This is a genomic window from Trichlorobacter lovleyi (assembly GCF_015239775.1).
Classification (GTDB): domain Bacteria; phylum Desulfobacterota; class Desulfuromonadia; order Geobacterales; family Pseudopelobacteraceae; genus Trichlorobacter; species Trichlorobacter lovleyi_B.
Genome location: NZ_CP058409.1, coordinates 565,614 through 582,791 on the forward strand (window position 1 = coordinate 565,614; position 17,178 = coordinate 582,791).

The 17,178-nt window shown below is 55.7% G+C and carries 13 protein-coding genes; 7 read left to right on the forward strand and 6 right to left on the reverse strand.

The genetic code is table 11. The features are described from left to right. Positions 1 to 27: 27 nt before the first annotated feature. The 6 genes from FY034_RS02595 to FY034_RS02620 form a co-directional block, all read right to left on the reverse strand. Positions 28 to 573, reverse strand: a complete 546-nt coding sequence (locus FY034_RS02595; RefSeq protein ID WP_265553533.1) for a DUF4337 domain-containing protein — start codon at positions 571 to 573, stop codon at positions 28 to 30. A 17-nt stretch (positions 574 to 590) separates the two neighbouring features. Then, positions 591 to 1,352: a TerC family protein gene (locus tag FY034_RS02600; protein WP_265553534.1), complete on the reverse strand. Its 762-nt coding sequence runs from the start codon at positions 1,350 to 1,352 to the stop codon at positions 591 to 593. A gap of 143 nt (positions 1,353 to 1,495) precedes the next feature. Further along, complete coding sequence (locus FY034_RS02605) at positions 1,496 to 1,813, reverse strand: YkgJ family cysteine cluster protein (RefSeq protein WP_265553535.1); 318 nt, start codon at positions 1,811 to 1,813, stop codon at positions 1,496 to 1,498. A 136-nt stretch (positions 1,814 to 1,949) separates the two neighbouring features. Next, entirely contained in the window at positions 1,950 to 2,783 is an 834-nt protein-coding gene (locus FY034_RS02610) for a 1,4-dihydroxy-6-naphthoate synthase (RefSeq protein WP_265553536.1), read from the reverse strand. 47 nt (positions 2,784 to 2,830) lie between these two features. Beyond that, positions 2,831 to 3,295 carry a YaiI/YqxD family protein gene (locus FY034_RS02615; RefSeq protein ID WP_265553537.1) on the reverse strand — a complete coding sequence of 155 codons (465 nt, stop codon included), beginning with the start codon at positions 3,293 to 3,295 and terminating at the stop codon, positions 2,831 to 2,833. Then, positions 3,292 to 4,422, reverse strand: a complete 1,131-nt coding sequence (locus FY034_RS02620) for an aminopeptidase (RefSeq protein ID WP_265553539.1) — start codon at positions 4,420 to 4,422, stop codon at positions 3,292 to 3,294. The genes FY034_RS02615 and FY034_RS02620 overlap by 4 nt, the downstream gene beginning before the upstream one ends. Before the next feature lie 219 nt (positions 4,423 to 4,641). Here FY034_RS02620 and FY034_RS02625 point away from each other — a divergent pair, with 219 nt between their 5' ends. The 7 genes from FY034_RS02625 (at position 4,642) to FY034_RS02655 (ending at position 17,141) form a co-directional block, all read left to right on the forward strand. Continuing rightward, positions 4,642 to 6,660: an FAD-dependent oxidoreductase gene (locus FY034_RS02625; RefSeq protein WP_265553540.1), complete on the forward strand. Its 2,019-nt coding sequence runs from the start codon at positions 4,642 to 4,644 to the stop codon at positions 6,658 to 6,660. 62 nt (positions 6,661 to 6,722) lie between these two features. Continuing rightward, positions 6,723 to 9,149: a molybdopterin-dependent oxidoreductase gene (locus tag FY034_RS02630; protein WP_265553541.1), complete on the forward strand. Its 2,427-nt coding sequence runs from the start codon at positions 6,723 to 6,725 to the stop codon at positions 9,147 to 9,149. Between the two features lie 390 nt (positions 9,150 to 9,539). Then, positions 9,540 to 10,613, forward strand: a complete 1,074-nt coding sequence (locus FY034_RS02635; protein WP_265553542.1) for an efflux RND transporter periplasmic adaptor subunit — start codon at positions 9,540 to 9,542, stop codon at positions 10,611 to 10,613. A 1-nt stretch (position 10,614) separates the two neighbouring features. Then, a complete protein-coding gene (locus FY034_RS02640; RefSeq protein ID WP_265553543.1) occupies positions 10,615 to 13,719 on the forward strand; it encodes an efflux RND transporter permease subunit in 3,105 nt (1,034 codons plus the stop codon). Positions 13,720 to 13,841: 122 nt separating this feature from the next. Then, positions 13,842 to 14,951: a TolC family protein gene (locus FY034_RS02645; protein ID WP_265553544.1), complete on the forward strand. Its 1,110-nt coding sequence runs from the start codon at positions 13,842 to 13,844 to the stop codon at positions 14,949 to 14,951. Between the two features lie 382 nt (positions 14,952 to 15,333). After that, entirely contained in the window at positions 15,334 to 16,962 is a 1,629-nt protein-coding gene (locus FY034_RS02650; protein WP_265553545.1) for a radical SAM protein, read from the forward strand. Further along, positions 16,959 to 17,141: a hypothetical protein gene (locus FY034_RS02655; protein WP_265553546.1), complete on the forward strand. Its 183-nt coding sequence runs from the start codon at positions 16,959 to 16,961 to the stop codon at positions 17,139 to 17,141. Before FY034_RS02650 ends, FY034_RS02655 begins: the two co-directional genes overlap by 4 nt. The last annotated feature ends 37 nt before the right edge of the window (positions 17,142 to 17,178 follow it).

Here is a 17,178-nt window from a genome sequence, read left to right on the forward strand (position 1 = left end):
CCGCTTTGGTCGCCCTTTTGCTGCTCCTCAATAAAACAAGAGCCAGCCATCCAGAAAGAAGAAGATCCAGCCCAGATTGGCCAGAAGGGCAATATACCAGAGGTATTTCTTTTTGGTCAGGCTGGAAAGGGATGAGAGCATTATGGCGATCTGCAGGAAGATCAGGGCATAGGCGAAGTTGCCCCCCATATCCTGAGCCGTATGCTTTGACTTGGCGATCTGTTCTGCCTTGGCCTTGATCTCTTTCTTCTCGCTATCATAACGTTTGGTTTCGTCAGCATATTTTTTGAGGATTGTTTCGTAGTCAGCCGCAACCTCTGGCGCTAATCCCTTTTGAGAGCGGTACTGCAGTTCAAGTGCCTGTCTGCTGATCTCAAAGGTATGCCCCTTGATGCTTTTTGCCTGGTAGTGAGCCCACTGGTCACTCTCCAACCCTTGGGACATGATTGCCCGTGACGAAAATTTGCCCATGTACAGCGTGGTCAGGGCTGCCAGCACAGCCATGATTGCTGTTGAAAGTGCCAGCCAGTTCTGCCAGCGTTCCTTCTCTTCCTTTGTATCCTTGTGTGACATCTGCCGTTTTCCTCCTGTTAATCCAGTTCGTCAATCTCCCCGACCAGCTGCTGCCGCAGCTTGACCGGTGTTTCAGCACTTTTGCGTACCTTGATGTTGATCATCTCCACAAAGACCGAGAAGGCCATGGCAAAGTAGATGTAGCCCTTGGGAATATGGAATGAGAGGCCGTCGGCGATCAGCGCAACGCCGATCATCAGCAGAAACGACAAGGCCAGGACCTTGATGGTGGGGTGCCGGTCAACAAACCTGCCCACCGCCCCGGCAAAGAACATCATGATCCCCACCGAGATCACCACCGCCGTTACCATGACCGCCAGCTGACTGGCCATACCCACCGCCGTGATCACTGAATCCAGCGAAAAGATGATATCCAGAAACATGATCTGAATCAGGACACTGTTGAATGAGACAGCTCCCTTGCCGCCGTCGGCATGGTGTTCCTCCCCCTCCAGCTTGTCGTGAATCTCCATGGTACTCTTGGCCAGCAGGAACAGGCCGCCGATGATCAGGATCAGGTCACGGCCGGAGACACCGTGATTGAAGATGAAAAAGAACGGTGCGGTCAGCTTCATGATCCAGGCCAGGGAGAAAAGCAGCAGGATACGGGTGATCATGGCCAGCGAAAGCCCCAGCTTCTGGGCTTTGTCCCGTTGCTGTTCCGGCAGTTTGCCGGTCAGGATGCTGATAAAGATGATGTTGTCAATGCCCAGTACGATCTCAAGGGCGGTCAGGGTCAAGAGGGCCAGCCAGGCCTGGGGATCAGTCAGCCAATCCATGGATCAATCCTTTCACGTGAAGAAGACTGTTGCGGTGACCGGTCTGTTGCGTTGCGCGGCACTGGCTGCCTCGCCTACCTGTCGTGGTATGTCCCGCTAGTTGCGTGACCTGCGTCTCGTATCCGGTCTTCCTCATGACGTTTTCAAGGTTCTTTTTTGCTGGTCTCTGTGCAGGTAAAGCGGCGGCAGATTGCCGGGCGGTGTTGATAGATGCCGCAGCGGGTGCCTGCCAGAAATTCGCAGCCGTGTTCAATCAACAGATAATAATGGCCGTTCAGGGTGAATTCAAGCCGCTTTGCTCCCAGGCGTTGCAGGGTCGCGTATTCATCGGCGGTCAGTTCTACGCTGGGGAAACCGCGGCAACAGGAGGCATCGCAGCAGGCGCAGCGTTCAGTGCCGTCCTGGGGATGATCAAGCAGGATGCCGTGCAGTTTTTTCCGGTTACGCTGAAAAAGCCCCATAACCAGCTCCTTATTCCGATTTCAGTTCAAGGATGCTATCAAGGCGGCGAGGAATTCGGCTACGCAGGCGTACACGCAGTACGTTGAGGAGCCGATGACGAGCCAACGAAGAGAGCGTCTTGAAATGGAATCGGAACTAGATGAATAGCGGCGCCTCCGATGCAGGTACCAGCCCGGCAGCCTCAGCCCGGCGCAGCAGCTCGGCAATGGCCTGTTCCCCTTCAGCCCCCAGCTGCTGCGAGAAGTCGTTGACATACAGTCCGATATGGGCGGCGCAGACCTGCTCGTTCATCTCCTGGGCATGCTCCCGGATATACTGGGTCGCTGCCGCGGGGTTGTTCCGGGCATATTCCACGCCATCGGCCAGGGCCTGTTCAATGGCGCGGATGGCCCCGGCCCCCAGGCTGCGTTTGGCCACAATCCCGCCCAGGGGGATCGGCAGGCCGGTCTCGTTCTCCCACCACTCTCCCAGATCCACCAGCTGGTGCAGGCCAAAGCCATGATAGGTGAAGCGGGATTCATGGATGATCACCCCGGCGTCGGCCCTGCCGGTCATGACTGCATCCATGATCTCATGGAACGGCATCTCCAGAAAGGTGGTCAGACCGGGGGCGTACAGCCGCATCAGCAGGTGGGCCGTGGTGTAGCGGCCCGGAATGGCAATGGTCTTGCCCTGCAGCGCAGCAGGGTCAAGCGGTTCCTTGGCCACCAGCAACGGCCCGCAGCCGCGCCCCAGGGCGCTGCCGGCCCGCAGCAGGGCGTACTGTTCGCGGAAATGCCCCAGGGCGGCATAGGAGACCTTGGTCACATCCAGTACCCCTTTCACGGCCAGCCGGTTGAGGGTTTCCACATCCTCCAGCCGCTCGTTGAAGCTGTAGCCGCCGGTATCCACCAGGCCATGCACCAGTGGATAGAACATGAAGGTGTCGTTGGGACAGGGGGAAAATCCAAGGGTTAAGGGATTCTTCATAGGTGCTCCGCAGTTCAGATGGTGTGTCGCTCTACCATAATATATGGTTACTGTTTTTTCACTTCTCTTGCCATCCGGGTCAGTACCCGGTCCAGGGATGAGGCAAAACGCTGGCGGTCAGTCATGCCGAACTGGGCCGGGCCGCCCTGCACCAGCCCCTCACTCCGCAGCGACTGCATCAGGTCGCGCATGGAGAGCCGTTCCCCCACGTTTTCTTCGTTGTACAGCTCGCCCCGCGGGTCGATCCCCACTGCCCCTTTGGCCACAATCCGTGCTGCCAGCGGGATGTCGGCGGTGATCACCAGGTCCTGGGCGGCGGCCTGTTCCGCAATGTAGTCATCAGCAACATCAGGCCCGTCATCCACCACCACTGAGCTGATCAGCCGAGCGTGGTGCTTGGCAAGCGGCTTGTTGGCCACCAGTATGACCGGCAGGTTCAGTCGTTCCGAGGCCCGGAAGACGATCTCCTTGATCACCCGCGGGCAGGCATCGGCATCAATCCAGATGGTCATAGCTGCAGCTGCCCGTTGTCAATGATTATCTCCTGGCTGCCGTCCGGCATCACCAGGGTCAGAGTGGGCTGGTAAAAGACATAATCCTCATGGAACGGGGCCGCCACTGTGCCGCCAAAGCCGGTGTTGTCCCCCAGGGCCAGGTGGATGGTGCCCAGGATCTTCTCTGCCTCCAGGACGTTATCGGGGCGGCTGGCCTTGTCGTTGGTGCCGATCCCCAGTTCTGCCAGGTTGCGGCAGTTTGGGTTTTCGGCAAACTTGGCCTCCAGGCGCTGCCGCAGTGGATCGTCCCCCTCAATACGTGCCACCGTGCCGTCGGCAATGGTCAGGGTCAGCGGGCTTTGCAGTTTGGCGGTGGGCCCCCATTCAATTACCATGGTGCCGTGGCTTTCCCCTTCCAGCGGTGCCAGGTAGGCCTCGCCGGCCGGCAGGTTGCCAAAGGCACCGTCTGCGGTCAGCAGGCCGTCATCCCCTTCGGCATGGCGCCCTTTTTTGCAGATATGCATTACCGTGCCGTTGGGGCATTCCACATAGACCCACTCGGCCCGGTTGACCGCTTCCACCAGGCGGTTGGTCCGTGTTGCCAGGGCATGCCAGTCCACGGTCATGGAGGTGCCGAACATGTCAGGATCAAAATGGGGCAGAGAGGCAAAGCGCGCTCCGGCATGGCAGGCCAGCTTGCGGAAGTTGGTGTGACTGCTGGAGTTGTTGGACAGGGCAATGATGATATTGGCCACAGCCTCTTTACCGGCTGCCACAATGGTACGGGCCCGCTCCAGCCCGGTAGGGTCAATGCTTTTTTCAAGCAGTGGTCCCATCAGGCCGGTGATCTCAAGCTGTGCGATGATGCCGTCGCCAAAGACGGCAGACCAGAGTGCCAGTGGCGGCTCTGCGCCGGAGGCCGGGGTGGCGGGAAAGTCCACAAAGGAGGCGTTGCCGTACTGCTGCGCGGCAAAATCGGCCAGTTCACGGGCTGTGGCATGCAAACGGGTGCGGCGGTCGCGGTCAGCCTCACTGATGATTTCATTACTGCGGATCAGGTCGCTGAAGACCAGGATTCGTTCATTGCTGCGATAGCCCATGTTGGTGCTGAAGAGTGATCTGAATGACGGGTGGTAGGTTTGCATCGCCGGTTACTCCTTTGAAAAAGTGTGCTGTACTGTACCACAAAATTTGTTTTCAGGAGCGACTGAGGCTGGTCATTCTGATTTTTTTTCCCTTGATTTCAGCGGAACGGTTATGGTAATCAGGCATACTGTATACAATTTGCGGACGAGTTTTTGTCTGTCAAAATAACTACTTAACGTATCGAAAATATTGGGTTTTGACGTAACCCGGAGGTGGCTGTGGCACAGGTCGTTTTTTCAACATGGGGTAGTTCAGTCGTTGACAACAGGAATGTCACCGGTGAACCGGCAGCAGCCAGTTATCGTCTGCCGGTGGCCTTTGACGGGCAGCAGCCGTTGCGGGCCTTTATGGGCTGGGACGGCATCATCGTCTTTGACAAGGATGTGGATGTTCCGGCCATGGCGGCTGAATATATGCAGCGGGTCCAGACCATGTACTGCTGCGGCAAGTGTACCCCCGGGAAAAAAGGGACCAAGGTGCTGGCCGATCTGTTGCAGAAGGTGATCAAGGGTGAGGCCAAGCCCGGTGATCTGGATCAGGTGGCTGACCTGAACGCCCTGCTGCAGAACTGCAAGTGTACGCTCTGCCCCAGCTCAACCAAGCCGGTGCTGGATGCCGTAACCTACTACCGCGCCGATTTTGAGGCGCTCTGTGATGGCAGCCGCAAGCCCAAGAACGAGCGGTACCTGCACAAGATCACTGCGCCCTGTATGGACAAGTGTCCGGCCCATATCGATATCCCCAAGTATGTTGAAGAGATCAAGAACTACCAGTACAGCGATGCACTGGCTACCATCCGTGAGAACATGCCGCTGCCCGCGGTCTGCGGCCGGGTCTGTCCGCACCCCTGCGAGACCGCCTGCCGTCGTAAAAATGTGGATGATGCCATCAATATCATGGTGCTGAAACGCTCTGCCTCCGATTTCGAGTGGATGCACAAGTTGCAGCATCCGGCCAACACGGTGCCGATGAAGGACAAGACCGTCGGTATTGTCGGCGCCGGTCCTGCCGGTCTGGCTGCTGCCTACTACCTGGCACTGCTGGGCTATCGCAGCACCATCTACGAAACCCTGCCGGAAGGCTATGGCGGCGGCATGGTTGCCGTGGGTATCCCGGCCTACCGGATGCCGCGCAATCTGTTGCAGCGTGATATCGACATCATCCAGTCCATGGGGGCTGAGATCGTCTACAACTGCCGTGTTGGCCAGGATATCTCCCTGGCAGAACTTAAAGCAAAGCATGCTGCCGTGTTCCTGGCTCCCGGCGCCCACCGCTCCAAGCCGATGGGGGTTGAAGGGGAGGATGCCGGCTATAAGGGCTTCCTAAAGGGGGGGATCGACTTCCTGCGGGATGCCTACATGCATCGCCCGACCGGTATGGGCAAGAAGGTGGTGGTGGTCGGCGGCGGTAACACGGCCATTGACTGCGTGCGGGTCGCCCTGCGTGAAGGTGCTGAGGCCTCCTATCTGGTCTATCGCCGTTCCCGCAAGGAGATGCCGGCCGATGTCTGGGAAGTTGATGGTGCCGATGAAGAAGGGGTGCAGTTCGAGTTCCAGGTGCTGCCCACCAAGATCATTGCCAATGCCGACAACCAGGTTACCGGTGTTGAGTGCGTGCGGATGGCCCTGGGTGAGCCGGATGCCTCCGGTCGCCGTCGTCCCGAGCCGGTACCGGGCAGTGAGTTCGTGATTGAATGTGATACCGTTATCCCGGCCATTGGCCAGGATATGGACCTGAGCTTTATCCCGCCGGATATGGGGATTGATATCACCAAGTGGAACACCGTGGTCACCAAGTATCTGCCGCTGAAGGATGCAGCTGGCAAGGCCCTGAACGACAGCATGGGCAATCCGCTCTCCCGCACCCTGATGACCGACTGTGACGGCGTGTTTGCCGGTGGTGACGCCGAGATCGGCCCTCTGACCGTGGTGGCCTGCGTCGGCAATGCCCATCGCGCGGCTAACGTGATGGCACGCTGGATCGAAGAAGGTAAGGCCTATCTGACCGAGCTGGAGATCTTTGAAGACCTGCTGACCTATCTGGGGGTGTATGACAAGAATGAGCCGGTTGCCTGGCTTGACTCTGCCGACCGCGCCAACCAGAAAGAGGTGCACGGTCGCGAGCGTGCCTCCAAGGGTAACTATAGCGAGGTTGAGCTCGGTTTTGCCGACTCCGTTGCCCAGGCCGAGGCAGATCGTTGTCTGCGGTGTTACCGCATGGCAATGGTGGCGCTGTAAGGGAAGCGGTTCTTTTCAATAGATTCGGATAAACAAATTTCACCAGCATAGGAAACTAAGTAATGGCACACACTGAATGCTGCGATACCAATAAGACCATCTCCCTGACCATTGACGGCACCGATGTCCAGGTTCCGGCCGGAACCACCATCCTGGATGCCGCCCGGAAGCTGGGGATCAAGATCCCGACGCTCTGCTGGCTGGAAAAGATCTCCACCACCGGTGCCTGCCGTGTCTGTGCCGTGCATGTGGAAGGGGTTGAACGTCCCATGACCGCCTGCAATACGCCGGTCAAGGAAGGGATCAAGGTCACGACCCAGTCTCCTGAGCTGGAGAAGATTCGCAAGAAGACCATGGAGCTGATGCTGGTCAATCACCCGCTGGACTGTCCGATCTGCGATGCGGCTGGTGAGTGCGATCTGCAGGATACCTGCTACGGTCTGGGTGTTGCCAAGCAGGAGTATGCCGCTGATCTGGAGCGCCTGCAGATTCGCTATGACTGGTCCCTGCTGGAGAGTGATCCCAATCGCTGCATTCTGTGTGAGAAGTGTGTCAAGGTCTGCCGTGAGATCACCGGTGTCGGCGCCATTGAGACCCAGTCCTGCGGTGATCGCGCCGTGGTTGAAACCGTCTCCGGTAAGCCGCTGGATTGCGACTTCTGCGGTAACTGCATCGCTGCCTGCCCCACCGGTACCCTGATCAGCAAGCCGTTCAAGTTTGCCGGCCGCCCCTGGTCCTTTGAGGTAAAGAACGGTATCTGCGGTTTCTGCTCATCCGGCTGTCAGATCGAGTATCACCTCCAGAACGGCAAGGTCGCCCGGGTCACCAGTGATGACCGTACCTACAACAACGGTAATCTTTGTATCAATGGCCGTTTTGGTTACAGCGCATTCAATGCCGCAGAGCGTCTGACCCAGCCGCTGATCAAAGGGGTTGATGGCCAGCAGAAACCGGCTTCCTGGGATGCTGCCCTGTCCACGGCCGTATCCGCCACCAAGGAGATCATCGCCAAGTACGGTGCTGCTGCCGTGGCCGGTATCGGTTCACCCCGGGTGACCAATGAAGAGAACTACCTGTTTGCCAAGCTGGTCACACAGGCAATCGGCTCCGCCAACCTGGATTCCGAGGCCCGCCTCGGCTATGCTCAGGCTCAGGAGCTGCAGGCAAAGCTGATCGGCATGACCGGTGCCACCAAACCGATGGATGCCCTGGAACAGGCCGGCTGCATCATTGTGCTGGGGTCTGACCTGAAGGCAGAATCAGCCGGTTTCGGCTATCGTGCCATCAAGGCGGCCACCAAGCGTGATGCCAAGCTGGTAATCGCCTCTGCCCGTCCCACCTCCCTGGATAAGTTTGCCAACAGCTCACTGCGTTACAAGGCCGGCTCTGAAGGCTTTGTTGCCCTTGGTCTGGCCAAGGCAGCCATCAGCCTGAACAAGGCCGTTGCCGCTGAAGGGCTGGAGGCCTTCAAACAGTCCGTGGCAGGCACCAGCTTTGATCAGATACAGGCTGCCACCGGCTTGACCGAGGCTGATTTTGTCGATGCGGTTTCGTTCATCAACGGACAGGTCGCTGTCATGTACGGTTTTGAGTTCATTCGCAGTGTCGATGCCGCTGCCGCCGTTACCGGTGCCCTGAACCTGGCGATCCTGACCGCTGCCGATCTCTATCCGATTGATGAGAAGAATAACACCCAGGGGATGCTTGATATGGGTGTCGTGCCGGGCGCAGGGGGGAAAGACCTGTTCGGCATTATTGACGGGATCGAAAAGGGCGAGATCCGCTGTTTGTACGTCGTGGGCTCTGATCTAATGCAACTGCCCAACCGTTCCAGGGTCGCAGCTGCCCTGCAGAAGCTGGAGTGTCTGGTGGTGCTGGATCTGTTCCCCTCCGCAACGGCCCAGCTGGCTGATGTGCTGCTGCCCGCTGCTGCTGCACCGGAAAAGTCCGGCAGCTTTACCAGTACCGACAACCGCACCCAGAGCTTCACTGCTGCAGCCACAGCACCGGGTGAGGCCCGCCCTGATTACATCATCCTGGGTGACCTCTATGCCCGTTTGAGCGGCGGTGCTGTTCCCAGTCTGGCTGCAGTGCAGCAGGAAATCGCCCCGGTTGTCAAAAAGCAGCTGGAAGCTCCGGTGCTGGCCTTTGCTGCGCCCCAGGCCCATGCTGCCGGTTCCATGACCCTGCTGATTGCACCGTTCCTGCGCCATAACGGCAGCTACACCAGCTGGTCGGCCAACAACCTGTTGGTTGCTGCTGAAGCCACGATCCTTTTGAGTACTGCTGATGCGGCAAAACTGGCTGTTGTTGATGGTGATAAGGTAACGGTATCTGCGTCCGGCGCTTCGGTTACCTTGCCGGTAGTGGTGCAGCAAGCTGTTCCAGCAGGTCTATCAATTGTGCCTAGCCACTTTCCTGGCAGTGGTATTACTGCCCTGATGAGCAAATTAGCGGTAAGTATGACTGTGACAATAGCAAAGGGATAAGATTCCTGAGTAGTGAGGGTTAGGTGTGTTAAGGCGCCGCATGTTACATGCGGCGCCTTTTTGAGTTTAAGAGGTAGTGAAGGTCTCATTCACAACAGGGGCGTGACCTATCTCCTGGTTGTCTGGTTAAGAGTCTTATTTTGTCGGATCAAGTAATAGAAAGTCAGATATAAATTTTGTGTAATAATGATGTGTTAGTGCTTGTGCTGGTGCTGATACGGAATTATTTGCAGCCATGCATTTGCCAGGAGGCAGTTGCTGTGGTATTAAAACATATTAATATTTAGATAAAATCAAGGTCGTAATGTTCAGTTAAAGAGGTGCATCCTATCTAACTGCCTGTCCTCGCCCCTCCTGGGTGAATCACATGGTTGCTAAAGGAGATTATCCATGTCTCACACATCCGGCCTTTTTAGCAAATTCAACCTAGTTACTGTGTTGGTAATTCTGTTTACTGGAATTATACCAGCTTTTGCCATCGATCAGCTGATGGTAAAAGCAGATCAAAAAACTAATCTGGGAATTATCACTACTCCGGTAGAGGCACAAGGGAATGGTACAGCATTAATCTGCATGGCCCGTGTTGCACTGTCTAATACCGGTGTTCGGGTTGTCGCAGCGGGTGGTCCGGCACTGATTACCCAGTTGCATCACCAGGTTGGAGACACGGTTAAGCAGGGTACAGCCCTGATAACGCTTTCAATGCCTGGTCTTGCCGAAGCTCAAAATAATCTAACTCAGGCAGAGCTCAAGGCCCGCCTGGCAGCAAACAACTCTCAGCGGGACGAGAAGCTTTTTAAAGAAGGGCTCATCTCGGAGTCCAGACTGCGCAACACCCAATCAGAGGCGCAATCTACCCAGGCAGGCCTGGTCGCAGCCCAGACTGCACTTGCTATGCTCGGTGCAGGGAAGGTTCATGGCAGTACCATCACACTCACCTCACCGATCAGCGGTGTTATTACCGAAGGTACGGTGGAGCCAGGCCAACGCGTTGATGCAGGAATGGCCCTGATCAAGGTGGCAGATCTGTCGACATTGCTGCTTGAAATCCCTCTGACAGTGACCCAGTCCCAGCAGGTTGCACCTGGGCAACTGGTTAAAATCCAGGGGTGTGCAGCGAGAGGGCGTATCACAACCTTGCTGCCGCACCTGAATAATGCTCAAAGTGTACTTGCGCGGGCCAGAATAACCGATCCCCAGAAAACATTGCGCCCGGGGCAATCGGTTGAGGTTTCAATAGCCGGTAAACAGACAGCTAAAACTGTTTCCGTACCTACAACTGCACTCGTTTGGAAAGGCGCTGCTGCATACGTTTTTGTAGAAAATGAGAATGGTTTTATGGTCGCACCAGTCCAAATAATACGTCGAGGCTCAAGCCACGCTGAGGTGAAAGGCCTGACAGCCGGTAACAAGGTGGCTGTACAGGGGGTCGCAGCACTGAAGGCACAATGGTTGGAGAAATAATATGCTCAAGGCACTTCATACCCTGACCGAATTTGCGCTGGATAGAAGCTGGCTTATACTTGTTTTGACTTTGTTTTTTGTGCTGGGACTTGGTATTTACGCCTTTCGGGAAATACCTATCGATGCCTTTCCCGATGTATCAACAACACAGGTCAAGCTAATTCTGAAGGCGCCAGGTATGACCCCAGAGGAGGTCGAGACCCGCATCACCCAGCCTGTTGAAACAGAGCTACTCGGTATTCCAAAACAAACCATTTTGCGCAGCCTTTCAAAAAACGCTCTTGTTGATATCACTGTCGATTTTGAAGAAGGTACAGACATTTATTGGGCACGCCAGCAAGTGGCCGAGCGTTTCAGTAATGTCAAGGGGGACCTTCCGGCAAGTGTCTCCGGCGGTTTAGCTCCAATTTCAACTCCACTCTCTGAATTGTTTATGTTTACCATTGAGGGCCCCCTCAGTCTGGCGGAAAAACGGTCCTTGCTTGATTGGACGGTGCGTCCGCAACTGCGCTCTCTGCCAGGTGTTGCGGATGTCAACGCCCTTGGCGGAAGGGTGGTAACCTTTTCTGTAACTCCGAAGCCTGCTGCATTGACGGCCCGAGGGGTAACGCTGGAGGAACTGCGCACTGCGCTGGAAAACAATACCCGTAATGATGGCGCCGGCAGGGTGAATGAGGGAGAAGAAACCTGGGTTGTTCGTATCAATGGTGGTGTCTCTACACTAGCCGGGTTACGTAGTATTGGCGTGAAGTCGGTCGGTAGTACGGTTGTTACCGTCGGTGATGTAGCTCAGGTGGAATTTGGAGAAATGACGCGTTATGGTGCTGTCACTCAAAACGGAAAAGGCGAGGCCGTTGAAGGGCTGGTCATAGGGTTAAAGGGGGTAAATGCCGGCAAACTGATTGCTAGCGTTAAGACTAAACTTGCTGAGATACAAACAACGCTGCCCAAAGGAGTGACCATTTCACCGTTTTATGATCGAGCTCAGCTTGTGGATCGCGCCGTTGGTACCGTAAGCAAGGCCCTGCTTGAGGCTGCAGTACTGGTGCTGATCTTACTGCTGCTCTTTTTGGGAAATTGGCGTGCTGCCGTTGTGGTGGCCCTGATATTACCGTTATCCGTTCTTGCTACCTTTGTATTAATGCGCCAGTTTGGGCTTTCGGCTAATTTGATGAGCCTTGGCGGACTGGCTATTGCCATCGGTCTGCTGGTTGACGCCGCCGTTGTCGTGGTAGAAAACGTAGTTGATCATCTTGGGCACCATACCGCTGCTGAGGGCGGCAATGAGAAAACGATGCGCAAGGTGCTCAGGGCCGTTCAGGAGGTATCCAGTCCGGTAACATCAGGCATTATCATCATCGCCATTGTATTTCTGCCGCTTCTTTCCTTGCAGGGGCTTGAAGGCAAACTCTTCAAGCCGGTGGCATTGACCATTGTCTTTGCGCTGGCGGCATCACTCCTGCTGTCTCTTACTGTTATTCCGGTGCTTGCAGCCATGCTGCTGAAACAGGCATCGCACAGCGAGACCTGGCTGATACGCAAGGCTCAGGCCGTGTACACACCTCTTCTCAATCGGGCGCTGGAGCGTCCCTGGCCTGTCTACGCCACGGCGGGGCTGCTTATGGTGGCTGCAGTTGCTATATTCCCGTTTATCGGGAAGACCTTTATGCCCACCATGGATGAAGGAGATATACTGGTGCAGCTTGAAAAGCTGCCATCAATCAGCCTTGAAGCGGCAACTGCACAAGACCTGCGGGTTCAGCAGGCTCTGATTAAAAACATTCCTGAAATCAAACGGATCGTTGCCCGTGCAGGTGCAGACGACCTTGGGCTTGATCCGATGGGGTTGAATGACACTGACTCATTTCTAGTACTCAAGCCGATGAAGGAGTGGCGAAAACGTGATAAACAGTGGCTAATTGGTAAGATTCGTACTGTCGTTGAGGGATTTCCCGGTATAGCCTATAACTTCACCCAGCCAATCGATATGCGAGTCTCCGAGATGCTTACCGGTTCACGTGGTGATGTTGCTATCAAGATCTTTGGCCCTGACTTGCCTACCCTGAACCGCCTGGCATCAGAAATTTTTGCGGTTATTGAAAAGGTCCCCGGCGCCTCCGACGTTTATACTCAGCAGAATTCAGGAGTACAGTACCTACAGGCTGAAATTGATCGTGACGCCATTACCCGTTTTGGTCTGAGTGCTGATAATATCGCGATGCTTTTGAGGACACAGCTTGAAGGCGATGTCATCGGAACGATTCAATATGAGGGGAGACGCGTACCGTTGCAATTGCGCGGACCTGTTGAGTTGCGGAATTCCCCCGACGCTCTGCAGCGAATCCGGCTTGTTTTGCCGGACGGACGCGAGATCAGCCTTGACCAGGTGGCCCACCTTACCCGGACCAACGGGCCGGTGGCGGTAAAGCGGGAAAATGCTGCCCGTTTTACTGTTGTCCAAAGTAATGTTGCCGGACGGGACCTGGTCAGCTTTGTAGGCGATGCTAAACTGGCAGTAGCCTCAAAGGTGAAGCTGCCATCCGGCTACAGCCTGACCTGGGGAGGCCAGTTTGAAAACCAGCAACGGGCCGCCAGGAGATTGATGATCGTTGTGCCGATTGCGTTGATGTTGATCGGAGGGCTTTTGCACGTGACTTTTGGAGATGCACGGCAAGCACTGCTGGTCATGATGAATGTTCCCCTTGCACTGATTGGCGGTATTTTTGCACTTGCGGTCTCTGGTGAATACATGTCGGTGCCGGCATCAGTTGGATTTATTGCCTTGCTTGGGATTGCGGTCTTGAATGGTGTTGTGTTGGTTAGCTATTTCAACCAGCTCCGTGATAACGGAGTAAAGGGTAACGATATCGTACGAGACGGTGCTCTGCGCCGTTTACGGCCTGTGCTTATGACCGCGAGCATTGCAGCCTTTGGCTTGGTTCCTCTGCTTTTTGCCACAGGACCGGGATCCGAAATTCAGCGTCCGCTAGCCATTGTTGTCATCGGTGGTCTGGTCAGTGCTACCTTGCTGACCCTCGTCATGCTACCGCTCTTATACCGTCAATTCATTCTCAAAGGAGATCCAGAATGGATGTCGTCAGACTGATCCTGCTTGTTGTTGCTGCGTTATCATTGGTAACAACGGCACAGGCAGATTACCTGCCTGCCGCAGCAGCGGCAGAGGCAGCACTATTGTCCTCGGCCCCGGTGGTCCAGGCGCGTGGTGAATTGGAAGCGCAGATTTTGAACAGCCAGAGTTTGCAGGGTGGGCGTGAAGAATGGGTGCTGGCGGCAGAGGCAGCTTATCGGCGTCTTCAATTGCCACCGCAAGAGAACCATACTGAAGGAAGCGTAAGTTTGTCACGCCCCTTGCGTCTCCCCTCAAGAGCACGGGCAGACCATAAACTGGCCAAGTCTCTTGTTGATCATAGTAAGGCACAATTAGGTGAGGTGTTGCACGAAAGCGGCAGACGATTGCTCACCCTATGGTTTGAATGGCTGGGTAAATACAGCCAGTCACAGCTCTGGCAAGCTCAGATTAAGTTGGGCGAGCAGCAACTTGAAACCGTCAAGACCCGCATAAAAGTAGGAGAGGCTCCCCGATCAGAACAGGTTAGCGCTGAAGCGGCTTTTGCGCAGATCCGCCTGCAGCAGCAGGTAACAGTCATGCAGGAACTGCAGGCGCGGAGGCAGCTGGGGGCAGAATTCCCTGGGCTGCAAATAGCTGCAGATGAGTTTTTGCCTCTTCCGGCAGACCCGGAGGGAACAGCAGAAAATTATGTAACCTTGGCCTTGGCGCATAACCACGAACTGATGCGTGCGCGTTATAAGGCCGATATGCTGCAGGTAGAGGCGGATCAGTTTGCTACGCGAGACAGTATTGACCCGAGTGTGGGAGCCTTCTACAAAAATGAAGGGAATGGCAGTGAGCATGTGTTTGGGCTGAACCTGGTGCTCACGCTGCCTGGATCTGCACGACGTTCCGATCAGCAAGCCGCATTACGTCTTGCCTCCGCCGCACAAAAGTCAAAATATCTCCTGGAACAGCGACTGCGCAGTGAAGCACTCTCACTTTTTGAGGCAGCAACAGCACAGACTGACAACTGGAGGCAGGCGGAACAGGCTGCCCAGGCACTGGCTGAAGCAGCCCGGTTGTCAGAACGGGCCTACAGTTTGGGCGAGGGAAGCCTTGATCAGGTTTTGCTTAATCGAAGGCTTGCAATTGAAGGGCAGCTGACGGCACTCCAGGCCCGGATCAGCGCCTTGGCAACACTCGCACGTCTTAAGCTTGATGCACATCAGTTGTGGTCACTACATCAGGAGATCGAATATCATTAGCAGATTTACCAGCAATCCTTAAAAAGCCCTGCCGTCTTACTGACGGCAGGGCTTTTTACACACATCTCAACGGGTTTATTCAGCTACTCGGCGTGATAGTATCGAACAGATTTGTTTCTGTTTTAAGTTGTCATATATCATTGGTATTCTTGTCTCAAAGCATGTAGGCTTTCACACTGCAGAAAGCAATGGTCATAAAAATATAGTGTTTCTAGAGTACAGGTAACAGCATACTGAGAGGGTCTCAACCCACAACGGGTACATGGGTAATCGCCGGTTTTCATGTCTGTGCCTTTTTAGCTGGTACAGGCTCATGCGGCTCAGCGTAACAGGTGGAGCGGAGATCCGGAACGATTATGCAAGAAATCAATGGTTGCAGTTGATGAACTGGCAGATCCAGCAAATACTGCGGCGCAGGCGCGGGGCAGAGACAGGGGCGATCCCGGCAGGGCGGGGTGGTGCGTTCTCGGTCTGCCTAGTCTACCCCAATCACTATGCCGTAGCCATGAGCAGTCTGGGTTTCCAAACTGTCTACAAGCTGTTCAATGATCAGCCGGATCTGGTCTGCGAGCGTGCTTTTCTGCCGGACCGGGATGAGCTGGACGCCTATCTGAAATCGGGGGATACGCTGGTGTCGCTGGAGAACGAGCGTCCGCTGTCCGACTTTGATCTGGTGGCCTTTTCAATCTCGTTTGAGCCTGACTTTGTCAACATTCCCCGCATCCTTAAGCTGGCACGCATACCTGCGTGTGCCGTAGACCGCACTGCTGGCGACCCGTTGGTGATTGCCGGTGGTGCCGCTTTTCTGATCAATCCTGAACCTGCGGCCGAGTTTTTTGACTTGATTACCTTTGGTGAGGGAGAGGCGCTGATTCCTCCCCTGGCTGCGCTGTTTGTGCGGCATGGCGCTGCACGAGAGCTGCTGCTGCAAGAGCTTGGCAGACTGCCGGGCAGTTATCTCCCTGCTGCCGGGGATGGTGCAGTGCCTCACCGGGTTATCGCTCCTGCTGCAGCCCCACCGGCCTGCTCGGTGTTGCTGACCGATGAAACCGAGTTCGGGAACATGTTTCTGGTTGAGGTCAGTCGGGGCTGTCCGCGCGGTTGCCGATTCTGTGCTGCTGGTTTTGTGTATCAGCCGTTTCGTCAGCAACCGCTGGAACTGCTCAAGGCAGCGGTGCTGAATGGCCTGCAGCACCGCAGGACGATCGGCCTGGTTGGTGCGGCCGTCTCTGATCACCGCAGTATTGAAGCGCTTTGTGATTTTATTGTTGAGCAGGGCGGTTCTCCCTCATTGTCCTCGCTGCGGGTGGACCGGCTAACGCCTCATATGCTTGAACTGCTGGCCAAATCAGGCCATCGCACGATCTCGCTGGCACCGGAAGGCGGGTCGCAGCGGATGCGTGATATGATCCGCAAGAACCTGACCGCCGACCAGATCCTGGAGGCTGCAGAGGCGGTTGCCCGGGCCGGTATCTTGAACCTGCGGCTGTATTTTATTATCGGCCTGCCGGGTGAGAATGACCAGGACCTGGAGGAACTGGTCAATCTGACAGCGGCTATCAAGGACCGGGTGGTTGAACAGGCCCGTCTGCATAAACGCCTGGGTGAAATCACCCTGTCGGTGAATCCGTTCATTCCGAAACCGTTTACGCCCTTGCAGTGGGCCGGCATGTGTCCGCTGGAGGAGTTGAAACGCAAGGTGACCTGGCTTGAAAAGCGGATCAGACCGCTTGCCAATGTACGTCTGAAGGTGGAAGACCTGCATGGCTGTGTGCTGCAGGCGCTGCTGTCGCGGGGCGGCCGTGAACTGACTCCCCTGCTGCTGCAGATGGCGGAAGGGTTGAACCTCAGGAAGGCTGCAAAGCTCTGCAGGATTGATGTTGAGGCCTGTGTTACCCGGACCCTTGCGCTTGATGACGAACTGGTCTGGGAAGTTGCCCCGGTTGCGGACAGGGAACGGCTGGTAAGCGAGTATCAGGCTGCAATGGAGCGGTTGGAGGAGGAGCTATGAAGCAGTGCAGTATCTGCGGTGCTGAGTATGATGAAACGGTTCCGCTTGACTCGGTTTTTCATGAGGCCGGTGCCTGGCTTGCCGAAGAGGTCTGGCAGGATGCCGGGCAACTCTGTCCTCGCTGTCTGGAAAACCGGGCGCAACTTGCCATGATGTATGCCCATGATTGCAACCAGTAAACTAGTTCTAGCGTAGGGTGCTGTCTCTGTTTTGGGG

Excerpts from the sequence above, each read along its gene's own strand:
- FY034_RS02595 (WP_265553533.1), bottom strand. The coding sequence starts at position 573 with ATGTCACACAAGGATACAAAGGAAGAGAAGGAACGCTGGCAGAACTGG.
- FY034_RS02600 (WP_265553534.1), bottom strand. The coding sequence starts at position 1,352 with ATGGATTGGCTGACTGATCCCCAGGCCTGGCTGGCCCTCTTGACCCTG.
- FY034_RS02605 (WP_265553535.1), bottom strand. The coding sequence starts at position 1,813 with ATGGGGCTTTTTCAGCGTAACCGGAAAAAACTGCACGGCATCCTGCTT.
- FY034_RS02610 (WP_265553536.1), bottom strand. The coding sequence starts at position 2,783 with ATGAAGAATCCCTTAACCCTTGGATTTTCCCCCTGTCCCAACGACACC.
- FY034_RS02615 (WP_265553537.1), bottom strand. The coding sequence starts at position 3,295 with ATGACCATCTGGATTGATGCCGATGCCTGCCCGCGGGTGATCAAGGAG.
- FY034_RS02620 (WP_265553539.1), bottom strand. The coding sequence starts at position 4,422 with ATGCAAACCTACCACCCGTCATTCAGATCACTCTTCAGCACCAACATG.
- FY034_RS02630 (WP_265553541.1), top strand. The coding sequence starts at position 6,723 with ATGGCACACACTGAATGCTGCGATACCAATAAGACCATCTCCCTGACC.
- FY034_RS02635 (WP_265553542.1), top strand. The coding sequence starts at position 9,540 with ATGTCTCACACATCCGGCCTTTTTAGCAAATTCAACCTAGTTACTGTG.
- FY034_RS02640 (WP_265553543.1), top strand. The coding sequence starts at position 10,615 with ATGCTCAAGGCACTTCATACCCTGACCGAATTTGCGCTGGATAGAAGC.
- FY034_RS02650 (WP_265553545.1), top strand. The coding sequence starts at position 15,334 with ATGAACTGGCAGATCCAGCAAATACTGCGGCGCAGGCGCGGGGCAGAG.
- FY034_RS02655 (WP_265553546.1), top strand. The coding sequence starts at position 16,959 with ATGAAGCAGTGCAGTATCTGCGGTGCTGAGTATGATGAAACGGTTCCG.